Genomic DNA, 16,743 nt, shown 5'->3' on the forward strand with positions numbered 1-16,743 from the left:
TGTGCCCTTCTGCTGACGCCGGCGAGGCGCCATCGTCGGTTTGAGGTCGTCAGCCGACAACAGCCCGCTGCCGGCGGTGGAGTATGTCGCGGTCAGCCTACTGGTGCCCGGGCACCTCAGCCGACCACCTGACCGGGCACCACCGAATCGCGCCGGGCCTCCCAGTCCAGAAAGCGTTCGGTTTCGGCGAGCACGGTGCCAGCGAGCCAGGTCACCACGAGCGCGTCGTCGACGATGCCGAGCATCAGCAGCATCGCCTCCGGCACCAGGTCGAACGGGGACGCGACGTAGGCCACGGCCGCGGTCATCAACGCCAGCCGCAGGCCGCCGTCGTAGTCGCCGCGCATCGTTGCCCGGATCATCCGGGGCAGCGCCGCCAGCCGCCGCCCGAGTGAGGGACCACCGCGGGTGCCCGCGGTCAGTGCCCGCCCCAGCGCCGCGAACGCCGCCGCCCGCTTGAGTGTCCTGGCCATCGCGGCCACCTCCTCGTCACCGGGCCTGCCGGATGTATGTGTGTCCACCGGCCGCCGGCCGTGCCCCGGTCGTCGACCCGTGGTGTCCTGCCCTCCATGATGCCCGGGATCGGCAAATGTCGCCGGACACGCGTCCCCAGGCCGGTGGACCCCGGCCAGAATCGGGCTGAGCCGGACACCGCGTGCCGAGATAATCTCGAAGGACCTAGCACGACGGCAGCAGCGGATCGCAGCGGGGGGGCGCGATGGGCACGGGTGGTACGGGGACGCGTCCGACCGACCGGACCGTGGCGACACTGGCCGTCCGGCTGGTGGCGTTCGGAGCCGGCGCCGCCGCAGCGGCCGCAGTGGCCACCGCCGGCACCCTCTACGGGCAGGCCAAGCAGGCCCGGCGGATCATCCCGCTGGCCGAGGCACCGCCGCCACGCGGCGACGGGGTGTACGGTTCCCGGCTGCCCGGACCGCCGCTGACCCTGGTGGTGCTCGGCGACTCGTCGGCCGCCGGCTACGGCGTGCACCGCCCCCGGGAGACCCCCGGCGCGCTGCTGGCCACCGGCATCTCGCGCCGGCAGCGGCGACCGGTCCGGCTGCACCGGCTGGCGGTGGTGGGTGCCCGGTCGGTCGGCCTGGTCCCGCAGGTGGAGGCGGCGCTGGAGCTGCGACCGGACCTCGCGGTCATCCTGATCGGCGGCAACGACGTCACCCACCGCACCCCGCCGGAGGTCGCGGTCGGGCACCTCGTCGACGCGGTACGGCAACTGCGCGCAGCCGGGGCCGAGGTGGTCGTCGGTACCTGCCCGGACCTGGGCGCGATCAAACCGATCAAACCGCCGCTGCGCTGGCTGGCCCGTCGGTGGAGCCGACAACTCGCCGCGGCCCAGACCGTCGCGGTGGTCGAAGCCGGCGGCTGGACGGTCTCCCTCGGCGACCTGCTCGGTCCACGGTTCGCCGCCGAACCGGGTCGGCTCTACTCCTGGGACCGGTTCCACCCCTCGGCTGAGGGGTATGCCATGGCCGCCGCCGTCCTGCTGCCGGCGGCGCTCGGCGCGCTCGGCGCCAGCACCGCGGCGCGTGCTGGCGTCGCCGGCCGGGAGAAGGTGCGGACGCTGCCCCAGGCCGCGCACGAGGCCGTCCGCCACGCCGGCACCGAGGTCCGCGGCACCCGGGTGGCCGGCCGGGAACGGGGTCCAGCCGGCCGCTGGGCCCGGCTGCGCCGTCGGCCGAGGTTCGCCGGCCGATCCTGGCAGACCGCCGCGCTCAACTGGTTGTTCGGTCCGCCGGGCGGCGATCGGGACGGCGACCACCGCAAGTCGGCCGTATCCTCCGATCAGCGGGTAGGCCTGTCCGCCGCCGGACAGCAGGACTGAGCCGTGCGCGACCGCAACCGTACCGACGGAAGGTGACCGCCGTGACGTCGAGAAACATCGCTGTACGGATAGGCCGGGTCACCGCCGCCGCGGTCACCGCCGGTGCGGTGGGCAGCGCCGCGCTGCTGGCCGGAGAGGCGCTGCTGGCCCGCCACCGCCGGTACGCCCAGCCGGAGTTGGAGCTGGCCGTACGGGTGGCGCTCGGTCCGGCCAGCGGCGCGCCACTGCGGCTGGTGCTGCTCGGCGACTCGGTGACCCTCGGAGTGGGGGTGGACCGGGTGGCCGACACGGTCGGCGGCCAGCTGGCCCGGCTGCTCGCCGAGCACGAAGGCGGTTCGGCGGTCGCCGGGCGCCGGGTCCTGCTGTCGAGCGTCGGCGTGGCCGGCTCCCGTTCACGGGACCTGGCCACCCAGGTCGCCCGAGCGCTGCTGGGCGAACGACCGGACGTGGCGGTCGTCCTGATCGGCACCAACGACGCGGCCGCGCTGCGCCGGCCCGGTGAGTCGGCGGTTCATCTCGCTGCGGCGGTACGCCGGCTCCGTAGTGCCGGGACGGAAGTGGTGGTCGGCACCTGCCCGGACCTCGGCGCCGCCCGGGCGATCGCGCCGCCGCTGCGTCAGCTCGCCGGGCTGCTCGGCCGGCGGACCGCCCGGGCCCAGGCCCGCGCCGGCCGGGACGCCGGCGCCCGGGTGGTCGACCTGGCCGGTGAGACCGGCGCGGTGTTCCGCGCCGACCCCAACACCTACTGCCATGACGGCTACCACCCCTCGGCCGACGGATACCGGATCTGGGCGCACGCGCTGCTTCCGGCGGTACTCGCGGCGGCGAACACCGCCCCGCACCGCTGACCCACCGCGTACCACTGGCCGCAACGGTCCGGGCAGGGTGCCGGTCGGCTGGGTGTTTCCGGTGCTCCGGCGACGGGTCAGGGCGTTTCGAGCCGGCCGCGCAGCCGCCGCACCGCAGCCGCCGCCGATTCCAGCACCGCAGGGTCGGGTGCCGCCCGGATCAGGTCGGCGGCGACCACCCGCAACTGGTCGGGCAGCGCGGTGTCCCGGCTCAGCCGGGGTACCTGCCGGCCGGGCCGCCCTTCGGCGGCCGCGCCCACATCGGCAAGGTACTGCACCAGATCGTGGAAATCGTCCGCACGGTGGCCGTCACCCACCGCCCATCGGGGCTGTTCCCAGTGGGCCACCTGCCGGACCAGGAGGTCGACCAGGCGGGTCAGGTGCGCTGCGGCCACCGCCGCAGTCTAGTGCCGGCGACGACGCGCCGCGCCGCGCCGACAGTACGGCGCGGCGCGGCGCTGATGGACGGTCAGTCGTCGCCCTGCAAGAAGCTGAGCAGGCGCAGGATCTCGATGTAGAGCCAGATCAGGCTGACCAGGATGCCGAACGCAGCGGTCCAGGAGTAGCGCTGCGGCAGGCCGAGCCGGACGCCCTCCTCGACCTCGTGGAAGCTCAACACGAAGCTCAGCGAGGCGACCACGATGCAGATGAGGCTGAAGATGATGGCGACCGGACCGCCGCTACGCAGCCCGGTGTCGACGCCGAAGAGCGACAACACCAGGTTGATCATCATGACCGCGAAGACGCCGACCATCGCGGCGATCAGGCCACGGGTGAACTTCGGGGTGGCCCGGATGACCTTCATCTTGTAGAGGGCGGCCATCAGGAAGAAGACACCGAAGGTCGCTACCACCGCCTGCAGGACGATGCCCTGGTAGCCGGCGATCACCTCGAAGAACTTGCTGACCAGACCGACGAAGACACCTTCGACGACGGCGTAGGTGACCACCAGCGCCGGGTTCGCGACCCGGGAGAACGAGATGACCAGCCCCAGCACCAGACCGACGATCGCGGCGCCGATCCAGGCGCCGAACAGCAGCGAGTCGGGGACCAGGATCCAGGCCGCCGCCGCCGACAGCCCGGTGATGCCGAGCAGGGTGACTGTCTTGACGACGACGTCGTCGACCGTCATCGGCGCGACGGTGGGTGGCGCGGCCGGGTGACCGGCCTGCGTCGGATATGGCTGCCCGGTGCCGGGCTGCCCGTAGGGACCGGCGGGGGCGTACCCGGTGGCCCGCTCCCGCTCGGCCGCCTGGCCGAGCCGGGCCAGGACCGGGTTGGATGTCTTCACTGTCCAGCCTCCCTCAGGGGGTTGTCACACGATGGTGTGAGGTCAAGGGTAGACGGCTCGATCGACACCGTGCAGTACCGCCGGCCGAAGGCGGGCTCTGACCGGTGGAACCGGGCGGGCTCCGACCAACGGGCCGGGCTCGGACGGCACCAGGTGACGCCGAGTACCCGGGGCGGGAATCGAACCCGCACGCTTTTCAGCAGCCGCTTTTAAGGCAGCCGTGTCTGCCATTCCACCACCCGGGCCGGCGGGTCGGCCGGGGTGCGCCCGGTCGGACCCGATCGCCGACACGCCGCGCGCTGGTACGCGACGGCAGATGTCACGGTAGCGGGTCGCGCCCAGCCGGACGCAGCCCGGCCGGTCGACGGCACTAGGGTGCGAACCGTGAGCCGCTCAGCAACCGCAGCGCAGGACACCGGCCCCGTCCCGCCCCGGCCCGGCGGACCCTCGGCGGCCGACTCCCGGTGGTCCCGAATCGCCGCAGCGGCCCGTGGACACCGGGTGGACGCCATGATCTGCCTGCTCTTCGTCCTGTTCGCCGGCCTGCTGACCCACCGGCTCTGGCCCGCACCCGGTGCCCACCTGCTGGCGTTCAACCCGGAGGACCAGACCCTGTACGAGTGGTTCCTGGCCAGCGACGCGCGGCTGCTGTTCGGCGACTTCGGCCTGCTCAGCGACCGGCTGAACGCCCCCGACGGGGTGAACCTGATGGCCAACACGACGGTCATCGCGCTCGGCTTCCTGATGGCCCCGGTCACGGTGCTCTTCGGTGCCCCGGTGAGCTTCGCGCTGCTGGTCGCCGGCAACCTGGCCGCCAGCGCGATCGCGTTCTACTTTTTGTTCGCCCGGCCCCTCGGCGCGCACCGGCTGGCCGCGGCGACCGGCGGAGCGTTCTGCGGGTTCGCCCCCGGTATGGTCTCGCAGAGCAACAGCCACCTGCACATGACCGCGCTGTGGCTGATCCCGGTCATGGTGTGGCTGCTGATCCGGATCATGCGGGCCGCCGATCCGACCGGCTCGACACCCGACGGGCGGATCCTCGGGCCGGCCGGCCGACCCGACCGCCGCCGGGTCGTCGCCTCCGGCGGTTGGCTCGGAGTGGTCGTCGCGGTCCAGGTGTTCGTCGGCGAGGAAGTACTCTTCCTCACCGCCGTCACGCTGATCATCATGGCGGCGGCGTTCGCCGCGACCAGACCCCGGTACGTGTGGCGGATCCTGCCGAACTTCGTCGCCGGGATGCTGGTCGCCGTGGCCGTCGGCGTGGTGCTGCTCGGCTATCCGCTGTGGTTCCAGTTCGCCGGACCGCAGGGCGTCTCCGACGGCGTCTTCGACCCGGCGTACTTCTCGGCCGACCTGGCCAGCTGGCCGGCGGTGTCCGAGCTGTCGGTGGCCGGTTCGGCGGCCGCCGCCGAGCTGACCACCGGACCGGCCGAGTACAACACCTTCCTCGGCTGGCCGCTGGTGCTGGTCACGGTCGCCGCCACCGCCTGGTTGATCCGGCGACCGGTGGTCATCGCCTGCGCCGCCGGGACGCTGCTGATGGCGGGGCTCTCGCTCGGCCCGCGGATCGTCGTGGAGGGAACCAGGACTGACGTCCCGGGGCCGTACGCCCTGCTGGACGGGATGCCGGTGGTGGACGGCGCGCTGCCGATGCGGTTCGCTCTCGCGGTGATCCCGTTGATCGCCGTCATCCTGACCCTCGCCGTCGACCGGGCGTTGCGGCTCGCCTGGCGACCGGCCCGGCTGGCTGGCCCGGCCGTCGTCGCGGTGGCGCTGCTCCCGGTCGCGCCGGCCCCGCTGCCGGCGATGGACCGCGACCCGCTGCCGGAGTTCATCGTCGGCGGCCACTGGCGCACCTGCGTACCGTCCGGCGGCGTGCTGGTGCCGGTGCCGCCCGCCACCCCGCCGCAGCCGTGGCCGATGGCCTGGGCCACCGCGACCACGGTCGCCTTCGGCATGCCGGAAGGGTTCTTCATCGGCCCGTACGCCCCGGGTGGCGACGCCTCAATGGGCACGTTCAAACTGCCGACGTCGAAGATCCTCGCCGAGGTGGCCCGGACCGGCGAGGTGCCGGAAATCACCGACGAGGAACGCGCCCGGGCCCGTCGTGACCTGACCCGCTGGGGCGCCGACTGCGTGGTGCTGATGGACGGCACCACGCACGCCGCCGAGCTGCGGCAGACCACCGAGGACCTGCTCGGGCCGGGCCAGCGGGTAGCCGACGCCTGGACCTGGCCGGTCAGCTGACCCGGGCTGGCGCGGCACCCGGCTGGTCGAGTTGCGGGGTCGCCCCGAGGAACTCCTCACGCGGGTCGTGCAGTTGCCCGAGCGCCACCACCTCACGCTTGAGCACCAGCGCGAGTGTCCAGTCGACGATCACCCGCACCTTACGGTTCAGCGACGGGATCCGGCTCATGTGGTACGTACGGTGCATGAACCAGGCCGGCAGCCCGGTCATCTTGATCCCGTACACCTGGGCGACGCCCTTGTGCAGGCCGAGGCTGGCCACGCTGCCGGCGTGCTTGTGCCGGTACTCGACCGGCTGCTGACCGCGGACCACCGCCAGGATGTTGTCGGCCATCGTCCGGGCCTGGCGCACCGCGTGCTGGGCGCTCGGCGAGCAGTACGCCCCGGGCGGGCCGGTCAGGTCCGGCACCGCGGCACAGTCACCGGCGCTCCACGCTCCGTCGACCGTCCGGTCGCCGTCGACGACCTGCAGCGTCGGCCGGCAACTGATCCGCCGCCGCTCGTCGCGGGGCAGATCGGTGGCATCGAGCATCGGCGACGGCTTCACCCCGGCCGTCCAGACGATCGTGTCGGCCGGGAAGCTGTCGCCGTCGGAGAGCCGCACCAGCCCGTCGACGCAGGACTCCAGCCGGGTGTCCAACCGGATGTCCATCCCCCGCTTGACCAGCTGCTGCACCGTGTAGGCGCCCATGTCCCGGTCGACCTCGGGCAGCACCCGCTGGGTCGCCTCGACCAGCACCCAGCGCATGTCCGTCGGCTTCAGCTCGGGGTAGTAGCGCAGCGCGTCCCGGGCCATGTCCTCCATCTCGGCCAGCGCCTCGATGCCGGCGTAGCCGCCGCCGACGAAGACGAACGTCAACGCGGTCCGGCGAACCTGTTCGTCGGCGGTCGCCGCCGCCACGTCGAGCCGCTCCAGGACGTGGTTACGCAGGTAGATCGCCTCACCGATGGTCTTGAACCCGATGCCGTGCTCCCGCAGGCCGGGAATCGGCAGGGTGCGGGACACCGAACCGGGGGCGACGATCACATGGTCGTAGCCGATCTCCCGGGGCGGCCCGACGATGGGTTGCACCTCGGCGACCTTGCGGGCGTGTTCGATCCTGGTCACCGCTCCGGCGATCACATGGCAGCGGCGCAGTTCCCGGCGCAACGGCACGACGGAGTGCCGGGGTGAGATGTTGCCGGCCGCCGCCTCCGGCAGGAACGGCTGGTAGGTCATGTGCGGCTGCGGGTCGACCACGATCACCTCGACCTCGCCCCGGCGCATCTTGCGGGACAGGCGCAGGGCAGCGTAGAGACCGACATGCCCGGCACCGACGACAAGGATCCGTTGCCTGTTCACGTACCCCATCTTCCTCCCGGTTGCCTCTTGACGCCGCCTCGAAGGCCAGATATGTGACCGAGCACGCCCGTGTGAGCCGCCGCACGCCGGCAGGTCAGCGGCGTCGGCCCAGGGTGGCGAGCAGGGCGACGGCGCCGACCGCCACCACCAGCCCGGCCAGCACCGCGAGCAGGAACGGCTGACCGGCGGTCCGGCCGGCGGCGGTGATCAGCAGCACCACCAGCACCGCCGAGGCGAGCAGCACCGCCGCCACCCGGGTCGACCAGCGCACCGCGACCTCGGGGGCCAGCACCACGTCATACGGCACGGCGGCGGCCAGCGCGGCGAGACTGTGGGTCAGATACAGCAGCGCGCCGACCGCCAGCAGCCGCCACAGCTGCACCGGGATCCCGTACCCGGTGGTGGCGAGCACCCAGCCGCCGACCCCGACCAGGATCGTCACCGTCGGCGCGTGCCCGCGCGGCGCCAACGCCGGCAGCAGCGCGACGGCGAGCAGCACCGGGCCGGCCCGGCCGAGGAAGACCTCGGCCGGGTACGCGAGCCCGAAGGCGAGCAGCGCGGTGACCGCTACCAGGCCCCGTAGCAGCACCGGCGCGAGGGTGACCCGGGTGAAACCGGTGCGCACCGCCACCACCCGGTCCCGGATCGCGGTGATCATCGCAGCACCGCCTTGGGCGCCGACGCCAGCCGGGCCACGTCCCGCAGCACCTGGTCGAGACTGCCGGCCCCGGCCCAGGTCACCACCGGTACGCCGTGTTCGCGCAGCTGCCCGACGGTGTTCTCCCGGTCCAGCCGCCACAGCCGGTACGCCACCTCGGTCCACTGACCCTGCCGGGGCGGCGGCGCCACCGTGGTGGGCAGGGTGTCGACGGCGACGACGATCCGCCCCGACCGGGCCATCCGGGCCAGCATCTCCGCCGACCGCGGGTCCACCAGGGGGGTCAGCACCACGACCAGCGCGTCCGAGGAGAGCAGCTGCGGGCCGAAGACCTGGTCGTACGGTTCGTACGGGGTGGGCCGCACCTCGACCTCGAGCAGCCACTCCAGGACCGTCAGGTACTGCCGACGGCCGGTGGCCGGACGCAGCCGGCGAGCCGTCGGCCCGTACTCCAGCATCGACACCCGGTCACCGCGGTGCAGGTAGTGTTCGGCGATCGCGGCCGCCGCCCGGACCGTGGTGTCCAGCACCGACGCACCGCCGGACACCCCGCCGGACCGGCCGACCTCGGTGAGGACGTCGAGCAGCAGCACCACCTCGGCGTCGCGGTCGGACAGGGTCGCGGCGACGTGCAGCTGCCGGGCCCGCAGCGACACCCGCCAGTCGATCCGGCGCAGCCGGTCGCCGGGGCCGAAGATGCGCACCCCGGCCAGTTCGCCGCCTTCCCCCGGCCGGCGGGACCGGTGCCCACCGACCAGCCCGGCGGCGCGGGGCATCGCCTCGTCGGCGTTGAACGGGTCGATCACCGGGTAGACCGGCACCCGGACCGGTTCGGCGACCACCGGCCGGCAGGACAGCAGCCCGTCGCAGGCGATCGCCCGCGCGGCGACCGGCCCGACCGGCTGGCGGCCCCAGCGCAGCGCCACCCCGGTCAGCTCGAAGCCGGCCGCCGAGCCGGTCGGCACCGCCAGACCGAACGGACGGTCCGGCACCCCACCACTGGGGCGGGGTCGGGCCGCCGCCGCCAACCGTTCGAGTACCAGCAGCTGGCCGCCGCCGGGTGACGGGTCGATCGAGATCGGCGCCAGCACCCCGACCTCGTCGATGCGCAGCCACGGCGACACCAACGCGCGTACCACCACCAGGTCGTAGTCGGCGTCGGCCGGGTTGGCCGCGGCGGCCCGGGCACCGATCTGGCCGCCCTCGACGAGGTTGGCGTCAACCGCCCCGAGGTCCAGCACCGGCGCGGCGGCCGGTCGGCGGCGCAGCGCGTACGCGGTGCCCAGCGCGAACGGGGTGGCCAGCGCGACCAGGTCGACCCGGCCGAGGATCACTCCGGTGATCAGCAGCAGCCCGGTGATCAACACCGCCCGGCCCAGCGCCCGGGTCGGCTGCCATTGCGTGGCGGTCATGACACGCCGCCGCCGGTCACGGCGCCGCGCGGCGGCCGGCCGCCGCGTTGCCCGGTGGACCGTACCCGCCGCCGTAACTGGGCAGAGCGCCGCTGGCCGGGGCCGGGGTCTGCGCCAGTACCTCGCCGACCACGAACGACGGATCCACCCGACGCAGCCACATCTCCGGCCGCAGGGTGATCCGGTGTGCCAGTACGGGGGCGGCCACCTCCTTGACGTCCTCCGGCACGACGAAGTCCCGGCCGGCCAGCACCGCCTTGGCCCGGGCCAGCAGCAGCAGCGCCAGCGAACCCCGGGGCGACGCTCCGACCAGGACCGACGGGTGTTCCCGGGTGGCCGCGGTGAGGGCCACGATGTACCGGCCGATGGAGTCCTCGACCACCACGTTCTCCAGCGCCGCCTGCATGGCGCGCAGCCCGGCGGCGTCGACCACGGCGGCCAGCTCGGTCTCCTCCTGGCGGCGGGAGATGCGCCGACGCAGTACCTCCCACTCCTCCTCGTGGCTGGGGTAGCCGAACGACACCCGCAGCAGGAACCGGTCCAGCTGCGCCTCGGGAAGCGGGTAGGTCCCCTCGTACTCGATCGGGTTGGCGGTGGCCAGCACGTGGAACGGCGCCTCCAGCCGGTAGGTGACCCCCTCGACCGACACCTGCTTCTCCTGCATCGCCTCCAGCAGCGCCGACTGGGTCTTCGGCGGTGTCCGGTTGATCTCGTCGGCGAGCAGCAGATTGGTGAACAGAGGACCGGCCCGGAAGGTGAAGTCAGCGCTGCGCTGGTCGTAGAGGAACGAACCGGTGACGTCGGCCGGCAGCAGGTCGGGGGTGAACTGCAGCCGACGGAAGTCCAGCCCCAACGCCTGGGCGAACGACCGGGCGGTCAACGTCTTACCCAGCCCGGGGAGGTCCTCCAGCAGCACGTGCCCACCGGCGAGGATGCCGGCGAGGACCAGCTCCAGCGCGTCCCGCTTGCCGACCAGCACGGTGCCGACCGAGTCCAGTACGGCGTGCGCGAGCCGGCTGACCTCGGTGGTCGGGGCTGCCACCACGTCGTTCATATTTTCTCCAATTGGCTGACGAACACCGCGCAGTCCTTTGCCGACGGCTTACGCCGGGCCGGGGTGTTCAGGAAGTTCCACAGTTCGTCCCCGCAGATCTCCCGGGCCCGTTGTGGGTCGGTGGCCCGGGTCAGCCCGTACCGGTGCCGTAGCCGCTCGTCGACCAGCTCACCGAGCACCGGCAGGGTCACCTCGGCGAACCGGCCCGCGTCGCCCTGACCGGCCCGCAGCCGGCGTTCCCACCGGCCGACCGCCTCCCGCAGGCCGTCCTCGCTGCCGAAAACGTAGTTGCCGTCCTCCGGGTCGGAGCCGACCCGGCGCAGCTTGACCGGGGGCGGGGCGGCGACCGACCGTACGGTGCGGCGCAGCACCACCAACGCGAGGCAGCCGGCGAAGACCGCCTCGACCGGCACCGTCAGGCCGAACAGCCGCAGCCCGAGCAGCACGGCCGCAGTGCCGGCGGCGGCCAGCAGCAGTGCGGTCAGCCAGGACCGGACCCGGCCGGGTGCGCGACGCTCGCGGGGCGGTGCCTCCTCGTCGTGGTAGAGCAGGTCGTCGATGCTGGTCTGCGGGTCACTCACCAGCCGGCCCGCCTTCGCCGGGGCCGACCGCGGCGGTCAGCTCGGTACGCAGCTGGCGCAGCGCCCACCGCGCCTGCTCCCGGGTCCGTTCGTCGACGTCGTGCCGGGCGTAGCGGGCCTCCCGGTAGACGCCCGCGAACGCCGACAGCACCTCGGCGCTGATCTCGTGCCCGGCGAGCAGCCGGGTGACCAGATCGGTCGGGGTGTCACCAATCTGGCGCGGCGTGCCGGCCGCGGCGGCGGCCTGCTCCAGGCGTACCCAGCAGGCGATCACCGCCCGGCGCGGGTCGGCGTCGGCAGCGGAGAGCTCGACCAGACCGGCGTCGACGGCGGCGACCACTTCGGCCGTGCTGGCCGGGCCGGGCGGTGACGTGCTCCGCCGCCGGATACCGACCGGGGTCGACCGGGGTCGGCGGCGCACCACGTCGCGCAGCAGGGTCCACAGCAGCAGACCGGCGACGACCAGCACGGCGAGGCCGCACAGCGCCCCGGCGAGCAGCGGGATCCAGGATGGAAGCTGCTGCTGGTCGGCGGCGGCGAAGTCGTCCGGCGGCGGCTGGTACGTCGGTGCCGTCTGCGGCTGCTGGTAGTCCGGCAGCGCGGGTAGGTCCCGTTCCACGGCGGCGTCGGTGCGACCGACCGGCAGGGTGGAGTTCGCCGCCGCGACCGCGGTCAGCGCGAGCAGTACGGCGACGGCGGCGAGTGGCCACAGCCTGCGGATAGCCGCGGAATCCATTGCCGGCGGGTGCCCCCTCGGGTCCTCCAGTGGTCGTCTCGGCCCGGTCAATTCCGCCCCGCCAGGCGATTCACCTCGGTGAACACCTCGTCGAGCATGGCGGGCGTGAGCCGTCCGGTGAACGTGTTCTGCTGGCTGACGTGGTAGCAGCCCAGCACGTCGGGCACCGCCCCGCCGCCCGACCAGTGTGCCCCATGGCCGAACGCCGGCCGGGGTGTGGGCGGTCGTCGCCCGTACACCCCGGTCATCGCCGGCCACCAGGCCGCCCAGGCGAACGCGCCGAGCGCGACCACCACCCGCAGCGTCGGTTTCAGCAGGGCGATCTCCCGGTGCAGCCAGGGCGCGCAGGTGTCCCGTTCGGCCGGGGTGGGGCGGTTCGCCGGCGGGGCGCAGCGGACAGCGGCCACCACCCGGGTGTCCGACAGCCGCAGACCGTCATCGACGGCGACGCTGGTCGGCTGGTTGGCCAGCCCGGCGCGGTGCAGTGCGGCGAACAGCACGTCGCCGGAGCGGTCGCCGGTGAAGACCCGGCCGGTGCGGTTGCCGCCGTGCGCCGCCGGTGCCAGCCCGAGGATCGCGATCCGGGCGTCCGGCGGCCCGAATCCGGGTACCGGACGGCCCCAGTAGGTCTGGTCCCGAAACGCCGCGCGCTTCGTCGCGGCGACCTCTTCCCGCCAGGCGACCAGGTTCGGGCAGGCCCGGCAGCCGGCAATCGCGTGGTCCAGCGTCGGCAGGTCCGGCACCCGCGCCGCCGCGCTGGTCACGTCGGCCGCGCTGGCGCTGATCACCTCGGCTGCGCTGGTCACGTCGGCTGCGGTACCGGTCACCACGGCTCCTTCCGACGTCGGTCGCCAGCGGACGACGTACCGCGAGACCGCGACCGGCCGGCCGCGGCGTCAGCCGAGTCGGGTCCGGAACATCTCCAGGGTCCGCGCCCAGGCACGCGTCGACGCGTCGTCGTCGTACGACTCCGGCCGGTCGTCGTTGAAGAACGCGTGCCGAGTGCCAGGGTAGTCGTAGACCACGCAGCCGCCGCCGGCCGCCTCGATGTAGCCCTTGGCCTGCTGGATCCCGTCGGCGGCGGAGGTGCCGTCCTGCTCCGAGCAGTGGATCATCGCCGACTTGCCGGCGTAGCCCGCCCAGTCGGGACGCATCCGCTCCCACGGCAACGCCGGGTAGAACCCGGCGGTGGCGACGATCCGCCCGGCCAGCGTGGCCGACCAGAGCGCCAGGCTGCCGCCGGCGCAGAAGCCGACTGTACCTACGGTGTCGCCCGCCGACTCGGCCCGGCCGGCGAGGTACTCGGCGGCGCCCGCGATGTCCTTGGCCGCCTGGTCCATCGCCAGGCCCATCAGCAGCCGGCGGGCGTCATCCGGCTCGGTCGCCTGTACGCCGTGGTAGAGGTCAGGGGCGAGGGCCACGAACCCCGCCTCGGCGAGCCGGTCGGCGACCGTGGTGATGTGCGGCACCAGCCCCCACCATTCCTGGATCACAATGACCGCAGGTGCGGCGCCCGCCGCGCCGCCACCCCCGGATGCCGGCGGCAGGGCCAGGTATCCCTCGCTGGTCCCGCCGTTGCTGCGGTAGCTCACCATCTCGCCCATGGGGGTCCTCCTGTCGGTCAGTCATCGTTGGCTGGCGCGCAGTGGGGCACGTGTCCGGGTAGCCTGACACGAGCCGTGGGGCCGGGGAAGGCGCGCGGAGGGTGGCGTACGCCTCTTGGTGAGCTACGGTACGTCTGCTGGTCACCGCAAACTCAGACAGATCCCGTCCAGGATGTCGTGCTCACTGGCCACCACCGACGACACGTCGGCGCGTTCCATCACGATCCGCAGCACCAGGGCACCGGCGGCGATCACGTCGGCCCGGCCCGGGTGCATCACCGGGATCCGCAGCCGCTGCCCGACCGGCATGGCCAGCAGGTCGGCGGTCACCTCGGCCACCTGGTCGTAGCTGATCCGGGCGTGGTGCAGCCTGTCCGCCCGGTAGCTGTCCAGCCGCAGCGCGATCCCGGCCACCGTGGTCACCGACCCGGCGAGCCCGACCAGCGTCGGCGGCGGGCCGGACCGGTCCGGCCCCAGCACCACCGACAACGCCTGGTCAACCGCCGCCGCGATGTCGCGTTCGGCGGCGGCGATCTGGGCGGCGGTCGGCGGATCGGCGCGCAGGTGCCGCTCGGTCATCCGTACGCAGCCGACGTCCACCGACACCGCCCGGTGCACCGTGTCAGCGCCGACGACGAACTCGCTGGACCCGCCGCCGATGTCCACCACCAGATACGGTGCCGGCGCGGTGGCCGCCAGCCCACCGACCGCCCCGGCAAAGGTGAGCCGGGCCTCCTCGTCGCCGGTCACCACCTCCGGGGTCACTCCGAGGGTGGCCTGCACCATTGCCACGAACTCGTCGGCGTTGTCGGCGTCGCGGCTGGCCGAGGTGGCGCACATCCGAACCCGCTCGACACCGTGCTCGGCCAGCTCGGCGGCGTACCCGGTGAGAGCCTGCCGGGTCCGTTCGATGGCCGCCGGGGCGAGCCGGCGGGTCCGGTCGACGCCTTCCCCGAGCCGGACAATCTCCATCCGGCGGACCACGTCGGTCAGCGGCGCGGCGACCGACCCAGCCGGCGAGCCGGCTTCCGGGGCCGAGCCGGTCCCGGATTCTGCTGGCTGCCGCAGGTCCGGCAGGTCCGCGATCAGCAACCGGACCGCGTTGGTGCCACAGTCGATGCCCGCCACCCGTGTCGCCACACCGGACACCGTACCGGGTGCGCAGCCGCTGCCGGGCCGGCGGCCGACACCGTCGGGCCCGGGTACGTCGCACGTCACCGCAGGTGCAGCAGCATCCGGGAGTTGCCGAGCGTATTCGGTTTGACCCGCTCCAACCCGAGGAACTCGGCGACGCCTTCGTCGTACGAACGCAGCAGTTGCTCGTAGACCTGGGCCGGCACCGGAGCCCCGTCGATCTCGACGAAGCCGAAGCTGGCGAAGAACCTGGTCTCGAAGGTGAGCACGAACACCCGCGCCACCCCCAGCTGACGGGCGACGGCGAGCAGCTCCGTCACGATCCGGTGCCCGATCCGCCGGCCCCGGCACTGCGGGTCGACCGCGACGGTACGGATCTCCGCCAAGTCCTCCCACATCACGTGCAGCGCGCCGCAGCCGACGATCGCCCCGTCCGCTGGCCGTTCGGCGACCCAGAACTCCTGCACGTCCTCGAACAGCGTGACCGTGGCTTTGCTGAGCAGTCGACGGTCCGGGCTGTACAGGTCGATCAGCCGGCGGATACCCCGTACGTCGCGGGTCCGGGCCCGGCGGACGACCAGCCCGGCATCGAATCCGGGATCCGTCACGCCGGTCACCTAGTCCGACTCCGGCGGCGGTACGCAGGGGCCGCCGGCCCACCAGGGGCCGATCAGCTCCCGCACCCGGTCGCCGATCGGGTTGACGCCGGGGCCGACTGCGAGCGCGTGACCCAGGTGGACGTGCAGGCACTTGACCCGGCCCGGCATGCCGCCGGCCGACACTCCGGCGATCTCCGGGACGTGGCCGATCGCCTCCCGCCGGGTCAGGTAGTCCTCGTGCGCCGCCCGGTAGTCGGCGGCGAACTGCGGATCCTCGGCCAGTTCGGCGGCGTACTCGCGCATCAGTCCGGCCGATTCGAGCCGGCTGCAGGCCGCGGTCGCCCGGGGGCAGGTGAGGTAGAACAGGGTCGGGAACGGCGTGCCGTCGGCGAGCCGGGGCACCGTCTCGACCACGTCGGGCAGCTGGCACGGGCAACGGTGGGCGACCGCCCTGGTGCCGCGGGGCGGCCGGCCGAGCTGCGCGGCGACCGCCGCGAGATCGTGTTCGTCGGCTGCTTCGCGGGTGGCCCGGTCGGGCACGGTGCCGTCGCCTCCATTCGCTGCTTCGCTCACCGGGAGATGCCCTCCGCGTCGGCGGCCTGCACGCTCGACCAGAGCGTGTCGTACCACGGGCCGGCCGGGCCGTCGCGCCCGCCGGCCGGCTCGACCGGCTCGCCCGAGTCGCGGGCGGCACCGTCCGGATCGTGCAGCACCAGCAGCGGGACCTCGCCCGGATAGACCATGTAGAACCGGCGCTTCGCTTCGATCCGGATGAAGTCCGGGTCCTGCCAGCGCTCGGCCTGCGCGTTGAGCTCGGCGATCCGCTCGCGCTGAGCCTGCTGGGCCTGCTCGATGCGGGCGATGTCGGACTGCTGGGCCAGGTAGACCCGCACCGGATAGGTGTACGCCAGCGCCAGGGCGACCAGCACCACCAGCAGCACAGTGGCCCGGCCGGTGAACCGGTTGGGCTGCGGCGCGGTGGTCCGCTTGACCGGGCCGCCGGACACCCGGCGACCAGCGGCCGGGCGGCTGGCCGGGCGACCCGGGTCACCGGTGCGGCCCGCAGCGGACCGGGGCACGCCGGATCGGGGTGCGGCGGACCGGTCGGCACCGGCCGACCGGGTCGCCCGGTTACGCTGGTCGGCCCGGGACCCGCTGTCGGAACCGGTGTCCCGGCCGGCGAGTCGCAGTGGCCCGCGCGAGCCGGACCGGCCGGGCTGTCCCGGCCGGCGGGCCGGGCCCTGACCACTCGGTGTGCGCCGTTGCGGCACCGTCGTCACACCCCTCCCCGGGCGGTTGGCTGTACGGGACCGGTTCCGGTGCGCCGGCGGCTGGTCGAACCGCCGGCGCGCCGGAACCGGTCGGACCGGGCCCGGTCACCAGGACCGGGCCGGTCG

At 73.7% G+C, this 16,743-nt stretch carries 18 protein-coding genes and 1 tRNA gene; 3 read left to right on the top strand and 16 right to left on the bottom strand.

From position 1 onward, the window contains the following. Positions 1-116: 116 nt before the first annotated feature. Positions 117-473, bottom strand: coding sequence for a YkvA family protein (locus O7610_RS17300; RefSeq protein ID WP_281551767.1), 357 nt, complete (start codon positions 471-473; stop codon positions 117-119). A gap of 287 nt (positions 474-760) precedes the next feature. On the opposite strand from O7610_RS17300, the gene O7610_RS17305 reads away from it, so the two are divergent. Both O7610_RS17305 and O7610_RS17310 read left to right on the top strand, forming a co-directional pair. Continuing rightward, a complete protein-coding gene (locus O7610_RS17305; protein ID WP_348650038.1) occupies positions 761-1,840 on the top strand; it encodes an SGNH/GDSL hydrolase family protein in 1,080 nt (359 codons plus the stop codon). Between the two features lie 41 nt (positions 1,841-1,881). After that, positions 1,882-2,688, top strand: a complete 807-nt coding sequence (locus O7610_RS17310; protein WP_281551768.1) for an SGNH/GDSL hydrolase family protein — start codon at positions 1,882-1,884, stop codon at positions 2,686-2,688. Between the two features lie 77 nt (positions 2,689-2,765). Here the strand turns inward: O7610_RS17310 and O7610_RS17315 are convergent, their stop codons facing one another. From O7610_RS17315 to O7610_RS17325, 3 genes are all read right to left on the bottom strand, one after another. Next, a complete protein-coding gene (locus O7610_RS17315; RefSeq protein WP_281567263.1) occupies positions 2,766-3,083 on the bottom strand; it encodes a hypothetical protein in 318 nt (105 codons plus the stop codon). Between the two features lie 74 nt (positions 3,084-3,157). After that, entirely contained in the window at positions 3,158-3,979 is an 822-nt protein-coding gene (locus tag O7610_RS17320; protein WP_281551770.1) for a Bax inhibitor-1/YccA family protein, read from the bottom strand. Positions 3,980-4,143: 164 nt separating this feature from the next. Further along, a tRNA-Leu gene (locus tag O7610_RS17325) sits at positions 4,144-4,224 on the bottom strand. A 139-nt stretch (positions 4,225-4,363) separates the two neighbouring features. Here O7610_RS17325 and O7610_RS17330 point away from each other — a divergent pair. Further along, entirely contained in the window at positions 4,364-6,226 is a 1,863-nt protein-coding gene (locus tag O7610_RS17330; protein WP_281551771.1) for a hypothetical protein, read from the top strand. On the opposite strand, the gene O7610_RS17335 is transcribed toward O7610_RS17330, so the two are convergent. The 12 genes from O7610_RS17335 to O7610_RS17390 all read right to left on the bottom strand — a co-directional run bounded on the left by O7610_RS17335 (position 6,219) and on the right by O7610_RS17390 (position 16,617). Continuing rightward, positions 6,219-7,568 (bottom strand): NAD(P)/FAD-dependent oxidoreductase, encoded by a 1,350-nt coding sequence (locus O7610_RS17335; RefSeq protein WP_281551772.1) that lies wholly within the window; start codon positions 7,566-7,568, stop codon positions 6,219-6,221. The genes O7610_RS17330 and O7610_RS17335 overlap by 8 nt on opposite strands. Positions 7,569-7,662: 94 nt before the next feature. Next, the gene (locus O7610_RS17340) at positions 7,663-8,226 is read right to left on the bottom strand and encodes a hypothetical protein (protein ID WP_281551773.1); all 564 of its coding nucleotides are present in this window, start codon (positions 8,224-8,226) and stop codon (positions 7,663-7,665) included. Further along, positions 8,223-9,638 (bottom strand): DUF58 domain-containing protein, encoded by a 1,416-nt coding sequence (locus tag O7610_RS17345; protein ID WP_281551774.1) that lies wholly within the window; start codon positions 9,636-9,638, stop codon positions 8,223-8,225. The genes O7610_RS17340 and O7610_RS17345 overlap by 4 nt, the downstream gene beginning before the upstream one ends. 16 nt (positions 9,639-9,654) lie before the next feature. Then, positions 9,655-10,692 carry an AAA family ATPase gene (locus O7610_RS17350; protein WP_281551775.1) on the bottom strand — a complete coding sequence of 346 codons (1,038 nt, stop codon included), beginning with the start codon at positions 10,690-10,692 and terminating at the stop codon, positions 9,655-9,657. Next, positions 10,689-11,273: a hypothetical protein gene (locus O7610_RS17355; protein WP_281551776.1), complete on the bottom strand. Its 585-nt coding sequence runs from the start codon at positions 11,271-11,273 to the stop codon at positions 10,689-10,691. Before O7610_RS17355 ends, O7610_RS17350 begins: the two co-directional genes overlap by 4 nt. Beyond that, positions 11,266-12,009: a DUF4129 domain-containing protein gene (locus O7610_RS17360; RefSeq protein ID WP_289211362.1), complete on the bottom strand. Its 744-nt coding sequence runs from the start codon at positions 12,007-12,009 to the stop codon at positions 11,266-11,268. Before O7610_RS17360 ends, O7610_RS17355 begins: the two co-directional genes overlap by 8 nt. 47 nt (positions 12,010-12,056) lie before the next feature. Then, entirely contained in the window at positions 12,057-12,797 is a 741-nt protein-coding gene (locus tag O7610_RS17365) for a uracil-DNA glycosylase (protein ID WP_475050251.1), read from the bottom strand. A gap of 108 nt (positions 12,798-12,905) precedes the next feature. Then, on the bottom strand, positions 12,906-13,613 hold the full coding sequence (locus O7610_RS17370; RefSeq protein ID WP_281551778.1) for a dienelactone hydrolase family protein: 708 nt from the start codon (positions 13,611-13,613) through the stop codon (positions 12,906-12,908). Between the two features lie 141 nt (positions 13,614-13,754). Continuing rightward, positions 13,755-14,741, bottom strand: a complete 987-nt coding sequence (locus O7610_RS17375; RefSeq protein ID WP_281555714.1) for a Ppx/GppA phosphatase family protein — start codon at positions 14,739-14,741, stop codon at positions 13,755-13,757. An 86-nt stretch (positions 14,742-14,827) separates the two neighbouring features. Next, positions 14,828-15,355: an amino-acid N-acetyltransferase gene (locus O7610_RS17380; RefSeq protein WP_281551779.1), complete on the bottom strand. Its 528-nt coding sequence runs from the start codon at positions 15,353-15,355 to the stop codon at positions 14,828-14,830. 9 nt (positions 15,356-15,364) lie between these two features. Beyond that, positions 15,365-15,919, bottom strand: a complete 555-nt coding sequence (locus tag O7610_RS17385) for a DUF501 domain-containing protein (protein WP_475050221.1) — start codon at positions 15,917-15,919, stop codon at positions 15,365-15,367. Then, complete coding sequence (locus tag O7610_RS17390) at positions 15,916-16,617, bottom strand: septum formation initiator family protein (RefSeq protein WP_281555716.1); 702 nt, start codon at positions 16,615-16,617, stop codon at positions 15,916-15,918. The genes O7610_RS17385 and O7610_RS17390 overlap by 4 nt, the downstream gene beginning before the upstream one ends. Between the last annotated feature and the right edge of the window lie 126 nt (positions 16,618-16,743).

Source organism: Solwaraspora sp. WMMA2065 (assembly GCF_030345075.1).
Classification (GTDB): domain Bacteria; phylum Actinomycetota; class Actinomycetes; order Mycobacteriales; family Micromonosporaceae; genus Micromonospora_E.

What these genes read in the sequence shown, in the direction of transcription:
- O7610_RS17345 (WP_281551774.1), bottom strand. Translation starts at nt 9,638, where the DNA reads ATGACCGCCACGCAATGGCAGCCGACCCGGGCGCTGGGCCGGGCGGTG.
- O7610_RS17300 (WP_281551767.1), bottom strand. Translation starts at nt 473, where the DNA reads ATGGCCAGGACACTCAAGCGGGCGGCGGCGTTCGCGGCGCTGGGGCGG.
- O7610_RS17360 (WP_289211362.1), bottom strand. Translation starts at nt 12,009, where the DNA reads ATGGATTCCGCGGCTATCCGCAGGCTGTGGCCACTCGCCGCCGTCGCC.
- O7610_RS17340 (WP_281551773.1), bottom strand. Translation starts at nt 8,226, where the DNA reads ATGATCACCGCGATCCGGGACCGGGTGGTGGCGGTGCGCACCGGTTTC.
- O7610_RS17350 (WP_281551775.1), bottom strand. Translation starts at nt 10,692, where the DNA reads ATGAACGACGTGGTGGCAGCCCCGACCACCGAGGTCAGCCGGCTCGCG.
- O7610_RS17370 (WP_281551778.1), bottom strand. Translation starts at nt 13,613, where the DNA reads ATGGGCGAGATGGTGAGCTACCGCAGCAACGGCGGGACCAGCGAGGGA.